This window comes from Bifidobacterium parmae (assembly GCF_002860365.1).
Lineage (GTDB): Bacteria > Actinomycetota > Actinomycetes > Actinomycetales > Bifidobacteriaceae > Bifidobacterium > Bifidobacterium parmae.
The window spans coordinates 196,802-211,505 of record NZ_NMWT01000028.1; the positions used below are offsets into that span (position 1 = coordinate 196,802).

Below are 14,704 nucleotides of genomic sequence, written 5' to 3' on the forward strand. Positions count from 1 at the left end.
ACGATCATGGCATCGAAGCACCACACGAACCGGGTCGACCGCAACACGGATGCGGGGAAGTCGTCGCCGTCCGCCCGGTATGCGGCGTTCCGCAAGCGACAGCAACGACAGGCGAGCATCGCCGCACGGTTCGCCGGCACGCTGCCGTTCGAACTGGACGATTTCCAGACGCAGGCGAACGAGGCCCTCGAAGCCGGCCGCAACGTGCTCGTGGCCGCGCCCACCGGAGCAGGCAAGACCGTCGTCGCGGATTTCGCGGTCTTCCTCGCGCAGGAGCATAACGTCAAGGCTTTCTACACCACGCCGATCAAGGCGCTGAGCAACCAGAAATACCACGACCTCGTCGATGTCTACGGCGCGGACCGGGTCGGTCTGCTCACCGGCGACACCTCCATCAACTCGGAGGCGGACATCGTCGTGATGACCACCGAGGTCCTGCGCAACATGCTGTACGAGCGGTCCACGACGCTCGACGCGCTCCGTTACGTCATCCTCGACGAGGTGCATTATCTCGCAGACCGGTTCCGCGGCCCCGTGTGGGAGGAGGTCATCATCCACCTACCGGAACAGGTCCGCATCGTGGCGTTGTCCGCGACGGTGTCCAACGTGGAGGATTTCAGCCAGTGGATCTCCTCGGTGCGCGGCGACACCGAACTCGTCGTGTCCGAGAAGAGACCCGTGCCGCTGGAACAGCATGTGATCGTGCAGAAGGACGATCGCACCGAACCCGAGATCATCGACCTGTACCGTCGCGACGGCAACGGCGACCAGACCCCCAAACTCAATCCGGAACTCGCCAACAGGCTCGACCAGTTCGACCGCATCGCGGCGCGGCGCCAGGGCGAGGAGCGTTCGCGCAAGCGCCGCAGGGGAGAGCCGCGCGGAGGCCGTGGCCGCAGCGGCGCGCCCGCGCGCAAGCCGGAACGCCACGTGCCGCGCCGCTGGGCAGTCGTGGACGAACTCAACTATCTCGACATGCTGCCGGGCATCTACTTCATCTTCTCCCGCAACGGATGCGACCAGGCGGTCGAACAGTGCATCAACGCGGGATTGGAGCTCACCACCGACGAGGAGATGCACCGCATCCGCCGCATCGTGGACGAGATGGTGGAGGGGCAGCTCTCCCAGGCCGATCTCAAGGCGTTGGGCTTCTCCCGGTTCCGGTTCGCGCTCGAGGAGGGGTTCGCGTCGCATCATGCGGGCATGATCGCCCTGTTCCGCCAGATCGTCGAACGGCTCTTCGAGGAGGGACTCGTCAAGATGGTGTTCGCCACGGAGACGCTGGCCCTGGGTATCAACATGCCGGCCCGTTGCGTCGTCGTGGAGAAGCTGGAGAAGTTCAACGGCACCGGACACGTCGCGCTGACGCCGGGGGAGTTCACCCAGCTGACCGGCCGCGCCGGACGTCGCGGCATCGACACCATCGGCCACGCCATCGTCGTAGACCATCACGGGTTCGTGCCGGCCACGGCGGCCGCGCTGTCCAGCAAGCGCGTCTACCCGCTGCACTCCAGTTTCAAGGCCACGTTCAACATGGCGGTGAACCTGCTCAACTCCAGCGACTACGAGACCTCGCGCGTGACTCTCGACCATTCGTTCGCGCAATGGGAGGCGAACGCCTCCGCGTGGCAGCTGGAATCGCAGATGACCACGCTCGAACAGGCCATCGACGGGTACGAGAAGGCGTTCGCCTGCGACCATGGCGACTTCCGCGGGTTCATGGAACTGCGCATGCGTCTGAGCGATTTGGAGAAGAACGAACGCAACCGGCTGAAGCATACCGTGTTCCGCTCCGATGAGGAGCGGTCCGAGGCGTTCCGTGACCTCGACCGTCGCATCGGCGAACTGCGCAAGGCCGACCAGCATCATCCGTGCCGGGAATGCCCCGATCTGCAGCGGCATCTCAAATGGGGGCATCGTTGGATGCGCGAGATGCGCGAGCTGAAACGCGTCAGGGAACGTTACGACTCACGCACCGGTTCCGTCGCACGCCAGTTCGACCGTATCTGCGACATCCTCACCGGACTCGGCTATCTCGAGGAGGTCGACGCCGGCGCGACGCATGGCCGCGACCTGAGGCTCACCGAAAGCGGCCAGCTGCTGCGTCACCTGTACAGCGAACTCGACGTGGTCCTCGCCCAGGCGATCCTCACCGGCGCGCTGGACCTGCTGCCGCCCGCGGGGCTCGCAGCGGTCCTGTCGTCGCTCGTCTACGAGGCCCGGCGCGGCGGCGGGGGAGAGCCACGGTACTATCCCGGTTCCGTCCACGGCCCGATAGCCGTCGCGGCGGGCGAGCTCAAGGCCCTGCGCGACCAGATCGACGTGTCGTGCGAGGATCATGGGCTCGACCCGCTGCCCGATGTCGATGCCGGGATACTGGATGTCATGTATGAGTGGGCCGACGGACGGGATCTCGCCGATGTGCTGCACGGCACCGAGCTCACCGGCGGCGATTTCGTGCGCAACGCGAAACGCTTGGTGGACATCCTCCACCAGATCGCGTCCGCCGAACCGTACATCGGCGAGGGTCACGCCGATCTCTCACACCGGGCGCGTCTCGCGGCGGACATGGTCAACCGCGGCGTCGTCGCGTATTCGGGCGTCGACTGACGGCGGCGTCCCATGCGGGTCCGGCGCATCGCGCACGCATGGAATAACCGCCACGTCCGAACTGTTGCGTAATGTGGATATGTCGAAAAACAAGGAGGAACCCGTACTATGGCCGAACGCAGTCTGCGTGGTATGAGCATCGGTGCGAAATCGCTGGAATCCGACAGCAACGTCGATTTCGCCGCACGTGAGGAAGTCGCCTACGTCTGCCCGAACGGGCATCGCACGATCCTGCCGTTCGCGGAAGGCGCGGAGATCCCCGACGAGTGGGAGTGCCGTTGCGGTTCCACCGCGCACCGTGAAGGCGAGGACGCCTCTGCCAACGAGATCGCCAAGCCCACCCGCACGCACTGGGACATGCTGCTCGAACGCCGTAGCGAGGAGGAGCTCAAGGAGCTGCTGGAGAAGCGGCTCAAGATGCACCGCGAAGGTTGGATTCCCGATTACGAGTGATGCAGGTGAACGACACCTGAACTGTATGCCCGGTCAACTCGACCGGGCATAATACGTAACTGGCATGATATGGAAGCCGTGACCGAACGGCATCGACGAATAATCGACGAATATGAGAGAACACAGGGGGAGCGACACCAATGGCCGAACATCCGAGAAACGTGGTCCTGCTCGATCTTGACGGCACGCTTACCGATTCCGCGCCCGGCATCCTCGCCGCCGTCACCGAGACGTACAAGACGCTGGGCATCCCGGTGCCCGATGACGAGGCCCTGCACCGTTTCGTCGGCCCGGCCATCAGCACGTCGCTCACGCTCAACCGCGTCCCCGACGACAGGCTCGATTTCGCCGTGGAGACCTACCGCGACTACTACGGCAACAAGCAGGTGTTCGACGATCCGAACAATCCGGGGGAGAAGGTCTCCGGCTGCTACGTCAACAAGTTGTTCGACGGCATCGCCGAACAACTCATCGACCTGCGCGACGAGGACGGATACTATCTCGCCGTCGCCACCTGCAAGCCCGAATACCAGGCCAAGCCGATCTGCGAACGGTTCGGCGTCACGCCGCTGGTGTCCGGCATCTACGGCGCCAGCAAGGACAGCTCGCGCATCGACAAGGACCAGGTCATCCGGTATTGCTTCGAGAACATCGGTTTTGATGCCGCCGCGGGCGACCGCGCGCTGATGGTCGGCGACCGTTGGACCGATGCGGACGGCGCCAAGGCGTGCGGACTCGACTGCTTGGGCTGCGGCTGGGGCTACGCCGAACCCGGCGAGCTGACCGAACACGGATGCTACCGCATCATCGACCACGTGTCCGAATTGCGGACCGCGGTGAACGAGTACTTCGCGCAGTAAAGAAAGCCGTTCTTTCGGATGGCGGATGGCGTGGTGTGCATTCAGTTGGTTCGTTGGATGCACACCACGCCGTTTTCTTATTTCTTATATATACGGCTGTATCCACCACCATCTCTGTTTATCCGATAATGTACGTTATGTCAGATTGGCAATATACGCGTATGCCCCGGCACGCATCCGTCACCATTCATTCATCGCATCAGCGCGACATTGCCTACGCCGCACTCCCCGATCACTTCCGCTTCGCACGGTTCAGCCGCGCGTCCATCTCACTCATCATCGCACGCTTCGCCTGCAGGTACAGGCACACGAGCTGCACGAGAATCAGCAGAACCACCACGGTCGCGGACGGCCAACCGTACCGGACGTAGAAATCACGCACGTCCGGATCGAATCCGCCATCGGCGAACCAGGTGAACGCCAGATACGGCGTCAACCCCAACAGCGCCGATGCCACGTGCGCGATCGTCACCGGCCAGCTCACCCGTGCCACGCCGCCCGCATACCGTTTCAGCAGGCCGCCTCGACGCAGGCAGATCACGATGATGTTGAGCGAAAGCACCACGTCGACGCACCATAGCGCCGCCGGAAGGATGTCCACCATTGACTGCCCCCTTGAATTGCCGTAACGAATACCGTCGATGCCGGGTGTCGGCGCAACAGTACAACGAATCTGACATAACGTAGTCGTGTCAGGACAAGCCACCACGTATGACGCGTGAACGGCACCATACGTCCGATGAATCAGCGTCGCGCCGATTCCTGCTCACGCTGGAGACGCCGTTCCTGTATCTTCCTGCGCATGCGCGCGGCGGTCAGATCGTCGATTGGCCGACCGGTGGAACGTTTCGCCGGGGATTTCGTCAGATCGACGTAGTCCTCCCCCTCCAACGCCACTCTGATCTGATGCCACAACGATCCGACGGACACCGCGAACACCGCCTTGCCGCTTTGCAGCAGGTCGAGCATCTGTTCGCTGGTGGTGCATTCGTGTACATGCTGGCCGTCGCACATGATGGTGATGTGTTCGAGCTGTCCGACGGATCGTTGTGTGAGGAAGCTGATCGCCGTGGTCACGTTCTGCAGGTTCACGCCGGCGTCGAGCAGGCGCTTGGACACGGCGAGGATGACGACGTCCTTGAACGAGTAGAGACGACGCGAGCCGGAACCGTGCGACGGCGTGATCGACGGCTCCAGAATCTGCTTGCGCGCCCAATAGTCGAGCTGACGGTAGGTGATGCCGGCGATCTTGGATGCGATGGAACCGCGGTAGCCGCGCATGATGTCCTCGTCGTCGGGAGTGGCGAACAGCTCCCCCTGCACCGCGTCCCCGTTGAGATCGGTACGATCCTCGAGGCGCACATGCAGATGAAGCCGGCGCTCGTCCTCGTCCATCGCCACTCCCCTCGCTCGTTTCCGTGTCCGGTCACGCCCTGCAGACCATCGTCAGGAGATGACGGCCGACTTCGTGAAGAAGACGAGACGGAACTTGCCGATCATGATCTCGTCGCCGTTCTTCAACGTGGCCTGGTCGACGCGCTGGCGATTCACATACGTGCCGTTCAGCGAGCCGGCGTCCACGACGGTGAACACTCCCCCGTTGCGGCGGAACACGGCGTGCGAACGCGAGACCGTGGAATCGTCGAGCAGGATGTCGGCGCGCGGGTCGCGTCCCACCGTCACCTCGTCCTCGTCGAGCAGGTAACGCGAACCGGATACCGCGCCTCGCGTGGAGATCAGCAACGCCGTGCCCTCCGACAGTCGGGCGATGGTGTCGAGATCCTCCGTGGTGAGCGGACGGTCGCCGGTCGCGGTTACGGGAATGGTGATTGCGGGCAGACCGATGATGGTCGTCTCGCCTGCGCTGGGAATTGGTTCTGTCATAATTTCCTATTCTACCGTCCTTGCGTACTTATATTGCTTTTCGCCGCGCACGGCGTTGACGACGACATCGTCGGATTGCTCGACGGTGACGCGCGAACCGTACATGACCTTGAGTCTGGAGCCGATGCCGCCCGCGATGTTCACCGCGTTCTGCAGGTCGCCCGGATTGCCGATGGCGCGCACCACGTACGGCGTGTCGAGCGTGACGCCGTCGCACTGCAGCTTGCCGTCCTCGCCTTTGACGATCGAGGTGGACGTGACGACGCGCACGTTCCCGATGGAGATGACCTCGGCGCCGGCGTTGCGCAGCTCCTCGATGAGGGTGAACAGGGTGGCCGCGTCGATGTTCTGCTTCGTGCCCTTGGTGATGCGGATGACCACGCCCTGCCCCTGCGCGGGCAGCCTGCCGGAGATGATGCCGCTGGCCTCCTCGTTCTGCTTGGCGATTTTCTCGGCCTGGTCGCGCTGGTCGGCGGCGGCCTTGAGACTGGTCAGCTGGCTGGTGAGCTCGTTCTTGCGCTGTTCGAGGTTGTTGGCCTGCGTGCTGGTCTCGTTGATGAGCCGCACGAGCTCGTCCTCGCTCATCGTCTCATAGGTGGACTGCGTGTTGTTGATCTGCGTCATGTAGCCGAAGCCGAGGAGGGCGCACATGAGCACGACGAGCAGCGTCGAGGCGAACTTGGTCTTCAGCCCGGTTCCGTCGAGGTCCCGCTTGCCGTCCCGGCGTTTGGCGACCTGCGGGAACGATCCGGTCTCCAACGAGTCGTTGCGTTTCTCCGCGGCGTCACGCGCCTCCATCTCGCCGATGGTGTTGCCGCCGCGTCCCGCGTTGCTCCTGCCTCGTCTCGCCATGTCAGCCTCGGAAGATGAATCGACGGATGGCGGACACGTTGGAGAAGATGCGGATGCCGAGCACGACGATGACGGCCGTCTGCAGCTGCGAGCCGACGCCGAGCTGGTTGCCGAGCAGGACGAGCAGCGTGGCGGTGATGACGTTCGCGAAGAACGAGATGATGAACACGCGGTCGGAGAAGCGGCGTTCGAAGTAGGCGCGAGCGGCGCCGAGCAGCGCGTCGAGCGCCGCCACCACCATGATCGGCAGATACGGCTGTATCCATACGGGAATGTCCGGCTGGACGAACACGCCGATCACCACGCCGATGATCAGTCCGAGCACTGCTGCCATTACTACTTCGCCTTCCTCGCGTAGCTGATGTCTCCGACTACGGCCGCTTCCAGTGTAATCGACTTCGACCGTTTCATCTGCAGGGTGATGCCCGCGTCCTTGTACGCGTCGTACAGGGTTCCGAGCCTGTCGGGATTGGCGACCTGGGACAGTGCGGTCCTGTCCCCGATGGCCTCGATGCGGTACGGGCTGTCGACCGCGTCCAATCCGATGAGAATCGTGCCGCCGGCCGTGCGGATCGAGGTCTGGATGCCGAGCCTATGCCCGTTCACGGCAATCGCCTCGGCACCGGACTGCCAGAGCAGGGAGACGAGCTGCTGCAGGTCGGCGTCGGTGACGACGCGCAGATGACCGCCGGCGGATTCACGCGGCGTGGCGCCGTTCGTGGACCCGTTGGACGCGGCGATCGGATTGGAGACGGTGAGCGTGACGCCCTCCCCAGTCACCTTCACCTGTCCGCTGGCCATCTCGTCGTCGCGGACGGTTTCGGAGGCTCCGGCGACGTCGAGCCGCTTCGACTGGTTTTCGATCTTGCCCCGCAACGTGTTCACCTCTCCGGTGAGATTGTCGACGTTCTTCTGCGAGGATTCGAGTTCGGCGGCGAGCGATGCTCTCACCGCCTTGCGCGGATCGGCATGGAGCTGCTGCACGAACAGGCTGCCGAGGAATCCGACGCCGATGCAGACGATGAAGCAGACCACGCGCGTCGCCCACATCATCGCCTTCGATTCACGATGGACGGAGAGGCTCGCATCAAGATAGATCGGATCGAGTGGACGGTTGGTGAGGTCGTCGATGAGTCTCAGCGAATCGTCCTGACGAATCCGCCGACGACGCTCGCGCTCGCTCAACGGAGTCGACGACCGGGCGGTATGGTGGGACAGCAGGCCGCCGTATGCGCGCGAGAACGCGGAACGGCGTCGTCTCGTCCCTTCCGTGGTCGGCTCCTCCCCCGCCGGGTAGGATGCCGGCATCGGCTCGTCCGCGCTCATGCGCGGGCCTTCTCGCGCCGCTCCCGTTCACGCTGTTCGTGCCGTTGCGGCAGTTCCTGACGCAACACGGTGACGCCCTGTCGGAAGTAGATGTAGCCGGCGAGCCAGTACATGGCGACGCCCCAGATGCCGGTGGCCAACGCCGCGAGATGCAGCAGCCGGAACAGCGATCCGGTGCCGAGGTCGGCGATGGTGAGCGCGACGATCGCCATCATGAGCAGCGCCGTGCCCGCCTTGCCGACGAAGTGGACCGGCAGGGGCCCGTAGCCGTATTGGGCGAGCCACAGCACCTGGATGGCCATGAACAGGTCGCGTACGCCGATGACGATGAGCATCCACCATGGGATGATGCCGGCGACGCCGAGCGCGATGATCGAGCAGAGGATGAGCAGACGGTCGGCCAGAGGGTCGAGGATCTGGCCGATCTTGCTCACCTGGTCGAGCTTGCGGGCGAGGATGCCGTCCAGCCCGTCGGAGAGGGAGGAGACCGCCAGCACGATCAACGCGTTCACCATCTCATGGTTCGACATCAGCCATGCGATGAACGGGATCGAGACGATCCTGAACAGGCTGAGCAGGTTCGGAATCGTGAGATAGATGTCCCGCGGTTCCGGGCTGTAGGTCGACTTGGTGTTGCGTTCGGTCATGCTGTCGGTTTCGTTTGCCTCTGGTCGTATGGGTTGTGCCGTCCGCGCGGGTCAGATGCGGGACGCGGTCAGCGCGGTCACGATGATGCCGCGCGCGCCCACATCGTACAGCTTGTCCATGAGCTGGTTGACCTTCGCCTTGGGCACCATGACGCGCACCGCGTTCCACTGCTTGTCGTGCAGCGGCGAGATGGTGGGGCTTTCGAAGCCGGGGGTCACGTCGATGGCGGCGGCGACCTTGGACACGGGGATGTCGTAGTCCATGAGCACATAGCGCTGCGCGGTGATCACGCCTTCGAGACGACGGCTGAGGATGGTCAGGCGCTCGTCCTTCTCGTCCAGTCGCGGCGAGCGGATGAGGCACGCCTCGGAGTGCATGATCGGGTCGGCGAAGATGCGCAGGCCGGCGTTCCTCAGCGTGGTGCCGGTGGACACGACGTCGGCGATGAGGTCGGCGACGCCCAGCTGCACGGACGATTCGACGGCGCCGTCCAAGTGGATGGTCTCCGCGTTGATGCCGTGGTCGACGAGATAGTCGTGCACGAGCTTGTCGAAGGATGTGGCGACGCGCTTGCCGTCGATGTCCTCCAGCTTGGCGAAGGAGGATTCGTTCGGCGCGGCGAAGCGGAACGTGGAGGCTCCGAAGCCGAGCGGCATGTGCTCGAGCGCGGCGGTGCCGGAGTTCTTGAGCAGGTCCTGGCCGGTGATGCCGCAGTCGATGGTGCCGCGGCCCACGTACACGGCGATGTCGAGCGGACGCAGATAGAACAGTTCGATGTCGTTGTCCGGATCCTCGACGACGAGCTGGCGCGAGTTGGTGCGCAGACGGTAGCCCGCCTCCGCCAGCATGTTCCAGGCGGGTTCGGACAGCATGCCCTTGTTGGGCACGGCGATTCTCAGCATGGTTTTCCCCTTGATCGATGTGCGGCGCGGACGGTGCCGCCCGCGCCGCGAACGTGACGCCCCCGTGCGGGGACGACGCGTCACAGGTGCTTGTAGACGTCCTCGAGGCTCAGACCGTGCTTGATCATCATGACCTGCACGTGGTAGAGCAGCTGGCTCATCTCCTCGGCGGTGCGGTCCGCGCCCTCGTATTCGGCGGCGATCCACGTCTCGGAGGCCTCCTCGACGATCTTCTTGCCGATGAAGTGGGTGCCCTTGTCGAGCTCATCGACGGTCAGGGAGCCTTCCGGGCGGGTCTTGGCCTTCTCGCTCAGTTCGGCGAACAGCGATTCGAACGTCTTCATGTGTCTGTGATGCTTTCTTCTTGGTTTCGGAATATGGGATTCCGCGGGGAACCGTGCGCGCCGACGCTCAGTCGCGGTACGCGGCGGCGGCCTTCTCGCGGATGGAGTCGATGGCGGCCGCGCGGTCGTCGGCGCCGTACACGGCGGAGCCGGCCACGAGCACGTCGGCGCCGGCCTCGGCCACGATGTGCGCGGTCTTCGGGCTCACGCCGCCGTCCACCTGGATCTTGGTGTCGAGGCCGCGGCGGGTGATCTCGTCGCGCAGGCGACGGACCTTGGCCATCTGGTTGTCGAGGAACTTCTGGCCGCCGAAGCCGGGCTCGACGGTCATGATGAGAATCATGTCGAACTCGTCGAGGATGTCAAAGATCGGCTCGACCGGCTCGGCGGGACGCACGGCGAAGCAGGCCTTGCAGCCCATGTCGCGCAGCTGGCGGGCGAGGCGGACCGGGGCGTGGGCGGCGCCCATGTGGAAGGACACGGAGGAGGCGCCGAGACGCGCGTACTCCGGGGCCCAGCGGTCCGGGTCCTCGATCATGAGGTGCACGTCGACCGGCAGGTCGGTGACCTCGCAGATGCGCTTGACAATCGGCTCGCCGAGCGTCAGGTTCGGGACGAAGTGATGGTCCATCACATCGACGTGGACGAGGTCCGCGTTGGCGATCGCCTTGAGGTCACGCTCAAGGTTGCAGAAGTCGGCGGACAGGATGCTGGGGGCGATTTCAATCTTCTTCATGGTTCCATACCTTATCCATCAAATGGGACTATGGCCGGCGTCCGGGAGCGTTGCGCGCCGCGGGCGGCGGATGTTCAGTCGTCGTTCCTCGTGCGTTCGTCTCCGGAACGCTCCTCGGCCTGGCGCTGGCGTTCGAGCTCGTCCGCGGTGATGGCGGTGAGGCGGTCGGCGAGCGTCGCCGTCTCCCGCCCCACGCGGTGCAGCACGGCGAACAGGACGCATCCGGCGAGGAAGACGAGGATCGCGGTCCACACGTTGGTCCTGAGGCCCAGAATCACGGTGGAGTAGTTGATGCGCACGTTCTCGATCCAGGTGCGGCCGAGGCCGTACCAGATCATGTACATGGCGAACTGCTGGCCGGCCTTGAGCCGGTCGGCGAACCTGCGGCCGATCCAGACGATGAGCGCAGCCCCGATGAGGTTCCAGATCATCTCGTAGAGGAACGTGGGGTGGAACAGCGTGCCGGAGGGGCATGCGGCCCCTTGGTAGCACACTTCGGTGCGTCCGATGGCGTCGGCCGAGTCGTTGAGCTTCAGGCCCCACGGCAGGGTGGTGGGCCAGCCGAACAGCTCCTGGTTGAACCAGTTGCCGAGACGTCCGATGGCCTGCGCGACGAGGAGCCCCGGGGCGAGGCAGTCGGCGAGCAGGGCGAACGGGTAGCGCTTGTGGCGGCACCACAGGAACGCGGCCAGCGCGCCCACACCGATGCCGCCGAAGATGGCCATGCCGCCCTCCCACACCTTGAGGATGTTGACGAGGCTGCCGGTGGGCGGGAAGTACGCGGACGGCGTGGTGATGCAGTGGTACAGGCGCGCGCCGACGAGCCCCGAGGGCACGGCGACGAGCGTGGTGTCGAGCACCTGGTCGAAGGTGCCGCCCACACGCTTCCAACGGCGGGTGAGGATCCACACGGCGAAGCATACGCCGATGAGGATGCACACCGCGTACATGCGGATGGTCACCGGTCCGATCTGGAACTTCGAGAACGTCGGCGAGGGAATGTATGCGAGATTCATGGTTTTCATCGCTCTCATCCTACGACGGGCGCGTCGTGAGGCCGGCGCGCCCGTGCGGAACGGCGGACGTCAGGCGCGAGCACCGTGGATGCCCGCGGCGAGCTCCTCGCTCTTGGCGGCGAGCAGCTTCAGGCCTTCGGCGGTGTCACGCGGCGAACGGTTGTCGTCGGCGAGCAGCGTGTGCACGAGCGCGGAGCCGACGATCACGCCGTCCGCGTAGGAGCCGACCTTCGCGCCCTGTTCGGCGGTGGACACGCCGATGCCGACGCATACGTTCTTCGCGCCGGCCTTGCGGGTGCGTTCGACGAGCGTCTCGGGGGACGCGTCGATGCTCGCGCGTTCGCCGGTGACGCCCATGCGGGCGGCCGCGTAGACGAAGCCGCGCGCGTTCCTCGCGACGACTTCGAGGCGCTCGTCGGCGGAGTCGGGGGACACGAGGAAGATGCGGTCGAGCCCGTGGCGGTCGGACGCCTCGATCCACTCCCCCGCCTCGTCCGGGATGAGGTCCGGGGTGATGAGGCCGGCGCCGCCAGCGTTCTCGAAATCGCGGGCGAACTTCTCGACGCCGTAGTGGTAGATGAGGTTCCAGTAGCTCATGATGAGCGGCACGCCGCCCGCGTTGGCCACGGTCTCCACGGCCTCGAAGACGCGTCGGATGGTCTCGCCGTTGTTCAGGGCGATGGAGGACGCGGCCTGGATGACCGGGCCGTCCATGACCGGGTCGGAGTACGGCAGGCCGATTTCGACCGCGTCGACGCCGTGTTCGACCATCGTGCGGAAGGCGTCGAGCGAGACCTCGGAGTTCGGGAAGCCGTACGGCAGGTAGCCGATGAAGGCGGGCTTGTTCTCGGCCTTGAACTTCGCGAACATGGCCTCGGTGGGGCTGGGCCTGTGGCTGATGCCCAGCGGCTGGCCGGAGGGTGTGGTTGCTGCGTTTGTCATATCGAAAATCTCCTCTTGATGCTGTGCACCCGATGCCGCTCAGGCGACCGTGTTCCCGTGCGCGCCGGTCACTTCGAGTGCGGCGGCCTGGTCGTCGGTCAGATAGCCGAACCACTTGCCGGCGGTGGCCATGTCCTTGTCGCCTCGGCCGGAGATGTTGATGATCATCACGGCCTTGTCGTAGCCCTTGGCCTTGAGGTCGGCGGCGGCCTTGAAGGAGCCGGCGACCGCGTGCGAGCTTTCGATGGCGGGGATGATGCCCTCGGTCTGGCTCAGGTCGCGGAACGCGTTCATCGCCTCCTCGTCGGTGGCCCACGAGTAGTTGACGCGGCCGATGTCCTTGAGCCACGCGTGCTCGGGGCCGACGGACGCGTAGTCGAGGCCGGCGGAGATGGAGTACGTGTCGAGCGTCTGGCCCTCGTCGGTCTCCAGCAGGTAGCTCTTGGCGCCCTGGAACATGCCGAGCTGGCCGGTGCCGGGGGCGAAGCGGATGGCGTGCCTGCCGGATTCGGGGCCGTTGCCGCCGGCCTCGTAGCCGTACAGGTTGACGCGTTCGTCGTCGAGGAACGCGTTCATCACGCCGATGGCGTTGGAGCCGCCGCCCACGCACGCGCACACCGCGTCCGGATGGTCGATGCCGTACCAGTCCTTCAGCTGCTGCTTGGCCTCCTCGCCGATGATCTTCTGGAAGTCGCGCACCATCTCGGGGAACGGGTGCGGGCCCGCGACCGTGCCGAGCAGGTAGTGCGTGTCCTTGACGTTGGTGACCCAGTCGCGCAGCGCCTCGTTGATGGCGTCCTTGAGGATCTTGTCGCCGAGCGTGACCTCGACGACCTCAGCGCCGAGCATGCGCATGCGGGCCACGTTGAGGGCCTGGCGGCGGGCGTCAATCTGTCCCATGTAGATGCGGCACTTGAGGCCGAGCATCGCGCACACGGTGGCGGTGGCGACGCCGTGCTGGCCGGCGCCGGTCTCCGCGATCACGCGGGTCTTGCCCATGCGCTTGACGAGCAGCGCCTGGCCGAGCGCGTTGTTGATCTTGTGCGCGCCGGTGTGGTTGAGATCCTCTCGCTTGAGGAAGACGCGCGCGTCGAGTCCGGTCTTCTCGCGGATGAGCTTCGCGAAGCGCGGCGCCTCGGTCAGCGGCGAGGGGCGGCCCACGTAGCGCTGCTGTAGCGTCATGAACTCCTTGTGGAATTCGGGGTCCTTCTTGGCCTCATCGTAGACGCGTTCCAGCTCGTCGAGCGCGGTGATGAGCGCCTCGGGCACGTATCGGCCGCCGAACTGGCCCCAGTACGGGCCGTGGTGTTCGCTCAACGGGGTGGTTTCTGATGCTTTCACTCTTGTTCCTGCCTTCACTAGTCGTTCAACCGCAAGTTCATGGTCGTCCGCCGTGGCGACGCCTTCGCCGACCAGCACCGCATCGGCGCCGGCCCGGCCGTAGTCCTCGACCTCGACCGCGCCGAACACGCCGGATTCGGCGACGCGGATCACATCGTCCGGCAGGTCGTCGGCCAGTTCGGCGTACTTGTTGACGTCTACCCTGAGGTTCTTCAGGTTGCGGGCGTTGATGCCGATGACCTTCGCGCCGACGGCGATGGCGCGTTCGATCTCCTCGCGCGTGTGCGTCTCGACGAGCACAGTCATGTCCAGCTCGTGCGCCAGACCGAGCAGGTGCTTCAGCTTCGCGTCGTCCAACGCGGCGACGATGAGCAGCACCAGGTCGGCGCCGTGCGCACGCGCCTCGTAGATTTGGTAGTCGGTGACGATGAAGTCCTTGCGCAGCACCGGGATGTGCACTGCGGCGCGCACCTTGTCGAGGTCGTCGAGGGAGCCAAGGAAGCGACGGCCTTCGGTGAGCACGGAGATGGCGCTCGCGCCGCCCCGCTCGTATTCGCGGGCCAATGCGGCCGGATCGGGGATGTCGCTCAGGTGGCCCTTGGACGGGGAGGCGCGCTTAATCTCGGCGATCACGGGGATGCCGTCGGCACGCTTGAGCCATCGTTTCGCGTCGATCGGGGCCGGGGCCGCCAGCGCGGCCTTCCTCACGTCCTCCAATGACACGGTGCGCTCACGGGTCCGCTGGTCCTCCAGCGCGCCCGCCACCAATTCGTCCAGTACCGACATGGTC

Annotated in this window: 16 protein-coding genes; 3 read left to right on the forward strand and 13 right to left on the reverse strand. The window is 65.1% G+C overall.

Annotation, left to right across the window (positions count from 1 at the left end; genetic code table 11):
• Positions 1–6 precede the first annotated feature (6 nt).
• The 3 genes from Uis4E_RS10060 to Uis4E_RS10070 all read left to right on the forward strand — a co-directional run bounded on the left by Uis4E_RS10060 (position 7) and on the right by Uis4E_RS10070 (position 3,923).
• Positions 7–2,610: a DEAD/DEAH box helicase gene (locus Uis4E_RS10060; protein WP_101623012.1), complete on the forward strand. Its 2,604-nt coding sequence runs from the start codon at positions 7–9 to the stop codon at positions 2,608–2,610.
• Between the two features lie 108 nt (positions 2,611–2,718).
• Positions 2,719–3,063 (forward strand): RNA polymerase-binding protein RbpA, encoded by a 345-nt coding sequence (locus Uis4E_RS10065; protein ID WP_034528258.1) that lies wholly within the window; start codon positions 2,719–2,721, stop codon positions 3,061–3,063.
• 140 nt (positions 3,064–3,203) lie between these two features.
• Positions 3,204–3,923 carry an HAD hydrolase-like protein gene (locus Uis4E_RS10070; protein ID WP_101623013.1) on the forward strand — a complete coding sequence of 240 codons (720 nt, stop codon included), beginning with the start codon at positions 3,204–3,206 and terminating at the stop codon, positions 3,921–3,923.
• A 232-nt stretch (positions 3,924–4,155) separates the two neighbouring features.
• Here Uis4E_RS10070 and Uis4E_RS11750 read toward each other — a convergent pair whose 3' ends face one another.
• From Uis4E_RS11750 to Uis4E_RS10140, 13 genes are all read right to left on the reverse strand, one after another.
• Positions 4,156–4,527 (reverse strand): hypothetical protein, encoded by a 372-nt coding sequence (locus tag Uis4E_RS11750; protein WP_133125451.1) that lies wholly within the window; start codon positions 4,525–4,527, stop codon positions 4,156–4,158.
• Between the two features lie 140 nt (positions 4,528–4,667).
• The gene (locus Uis4E_RS10085; protein ID WP_101623016.1) at positions 4,668–5,318 is read right to left on the reverse strand and encodes a MerR family transcriptional regulator; all 651 of its coding nucleotides are present in this window, start codon (positions 5,316–5,318) and stop codon (positions 4,668–4,670) included.
• Between the two features lie 51 nt (positions 5,319–5,369).
• Positions 5,370–5,807, reverse strand: coding sequence for an FHA domain-containing protein (locus Uis4E_RS10090; protein ID WP_101623017.1), 438 nt, complete (start codon positions 5,805–5,807; stop codon positions 5,370–5,372).
• Between the two features lie 6 nt (positions 5,808–5,813).
• The gene (locus Uis4E_RS10095; protein ID WP_101623018.1) at positions 5,814–6,659 is read right to left on the reverse strand and encodes a DUF881 domain-containing protein; all 846 of its coding nucleotides are present in this window, start codon (positions 6,657–6,659) and stop codon (positions 5,814–5,816) included.
• A 1-nt stretch (position 6,660) separates the two neighbouring features.
• On the reverse strand, positions 6,661–6,993 hold the full coding sequence (locus Uis4E_RS10100) for a small basic family protein (protein WP_101623019.1): 333 nt from the start codon (positions 6,991–6,993) through the stop codon (positions 6,661–6,663).
• 2 nt (positions 6,994–6,995) lie between these two features.
• Positions 6,996–7,985 carry a DUF881 domain-containing protein gene (locus Uis4E_RS10105; protein ID WP_101623020.1) on the reverse strand — a complete coding sequence of 330 codons (990 nt, stop codon included), beginning with the start codon at positions 7,983–7,985 and terminating at the stop codon, positions 6,996–6,998.
• Positions 7,982–8,632, reverse strand: coding sequence for a CDP-alcohol phosphatidyltransferase family protein (locus tag Uis4E_RS10110; protein ID WP_101623021.1), 651 nt, complete (start codon positions 8,630–8,632; stop codon positions 7,982–7,984). Before Uis4E_RS10110 ends, Uis4E_RS10105 begins: the two co-directional genes overlap by 4 nt.
• Before the next feature lie 51 nt (positions 8,633–8,683).
• Positions 8,684–9,535 carry an ATP phosphoribosyltransferase gene (gene hisG, locus Uis4E_RS10115; RefSeq protein WP_101623022.1) on the reverse strand — a complete coding sequence of 284 codons (852 nt, stop codon included), beginning with the start codon at positions 9,533–9,535 and terminating at the stop codon, positions 8,684–8,686.
• An 80-nt stretch (positions 9,536–9,615) separates the two neighbouring features.
• Positions 9,616–9,879, reverse strand: coding sequence for a phosphoribosyl-ATP diphosphatase (locus tag Uis4E_RS10120; RefSeq protein ID WP_034528235.1), 264 nt, complete (start codon positions 9,877–9,879; stop codon positions 9,616–9,618).
• A 67-nt stretch (positions 9,880–9,946) separates the two neighbouring features.
• Positions 9,947–10,615 carry a ribulose-phosphate 3-epimerase gene (gene rpe, locus Uis4E_RS10125; protein ID WP_101623023.1) on the reverse strand — a complete coding sequence of 223 codons (669 nt, stop codon included), beginning with the start codon at positions 10,613–10,615 and terminating at the stop codon, positions 9,947–9,949.
• A 74-nt stretch (positions 10,616–10,689) separates the two neighbouring features.
• Positions 10,690–11,631 carry a prolipoprotein diacylglyceryl transferase gene (lgt, locus tag Uis4E_RS10130; protein ID WP_101623024.1) on the reverse strand — a complete coding sequence of 314 codons (942 nt, stop codon included), beginning with the start codon at positions 11,629–11,631 and terminating at the stop codon, positions 10,690–10,692.
• A gap of 69 nt (positions 11,632–11,700) precedes the next feature.
• The gene (gene trpA, locus Uis4E_RS10135) at positions 11,701–12,573 is read right to left on the reverse strand and encodes a tryptophan synthase subunit alpha (protein ID WP_101623025.1); all 873 of its coding nucleotides are present in this window, start codon (positions 12,571–12,573) and stop codon (positions 11,701–11,703) included.
• Between the two features lie 39 nt (positions 12,574–12,612).
• Positions 12,613–14,700, reverse strand: a complete 2,088-nt coding sequence (locus Uis4E_RS10140) for a bifunctional indole-3-glycerol phosphate synthase/tryptophan synthase subunit beta (RefSeq protein ID WP_101623026.1) — start codon at positions 14,698–14,700, stop codon at positions 12,613–12,615.
• Between the last annotated feature and the right edge of the window lie 4 nt (positions 14,701–14,704).

Coding starts and splice junctions, on each gene's coding strand:
- Uis4E_RS10060 (WP_101623012.1), top strand. CDS start 7: ATGGCATCGAAGCACCACACGAACCGGGTCGACCGCAACACGGATGCG.
- Uis4E_RS10065 (WP_034528258.1), top strand. CDS start 2,719: ATGGCCGAACGCAGTCTGCGTGGTATGAGCATCGGTGCGAAATCGCTG.
- Uis4E_RS10070 (WP_101623013.1), top strand. CDS start 3,204: ATGGCCGAACATCCGAGAAACGTGGTCCTGCTCGATCTTGACGGCACG.
- Uis4E_RS11750 (WP_133125451.1), bottom strand. CDS start 4,527: ATGGTGGACATCCTTCCGGCGGCGCTATGGTGCGTCGACGTGGTGCTT.
- Uis4E_RS10085 (WP_101623016.1), bottom strand. CDS start 5,318: ATGGACGAGGACGAGCGCCGGCTTCATCTGCATGTGCGCCTCGAGGAT.
- Uis4E_RS10090 (WP_101623017.1), bottom strand. CDS start 5,807: ATGACAGAACCAATTCCCAGCGCAGGCGAGACGACCATCATCGGTCTG.
- Uis4E_RS10095 (WP_101623018.1), bottom strand. CDS start 6,659: ATGGCGAGACGAGGCAGGAGCAACGCGGGACGCGGCGGCAACACCATC.
- Uis4E_RS10100 (WP_101623019.1), bottom strand. CDS start 6,993: ATGGCAGCAGTGCTCGGACTGATCATCGGCGTGGTGATCGGCGTGTTC.
- Uis4E_RS10105 (WP_101623020.1), bottom strand. CDS start 7,985: ATGAGCGCGGACGAGCCGATGCCGGCATCCTACCCGGCGGGGGAGGAG.
- Uis4E_RS10110 (WP_101623021.1), bottom strand. CDS start 8,632: ATGACCGAACGCAACACCAAGTCGACCTACAGCCCGGAACCGCGGGAC.
- hisG (WP_101623022.1), bottom strand. CDS start 9,535: ATGCTGAGAATCGCCGTGCCCAACAAGGGCATGCTGTCCGAACCCGCC.
- Uis4E_RS10120 (WP_034528235.1), bottom strand. CDS start 9,879: ATGAAGACGTTCGAATCGCTGTTCGCCGAACTGAGCGAGAAGGCCAAG.
- rpe (WP_101623023.1), bottom strand. CDS start 10,615: ATGAAGAAGATTGAAATCGCCCCCAGCATCCTGTCCGCCGACTTCTGC.
- lgt (WP_101623024.1), bottom strand. CDS start 11,631: ATGAATCTCGCATACATTCCCTCGCCGACGTTCTCGAAGTTCCAGATC.
- trpA (WP_101623025.1), bottom strand. CDS start 12,573: ATGACAAACGCAGCAACCACACCCTCCGGCCAGCCGCTGGGCATCAGC.
- Uis4E_RS10140 (WP_101623026.1), bottom strand. CDS start 14,700: ATGTCGGTACTGGACGAATTGGTGGCGGGCGCGCTGGAGGACCAGCGG.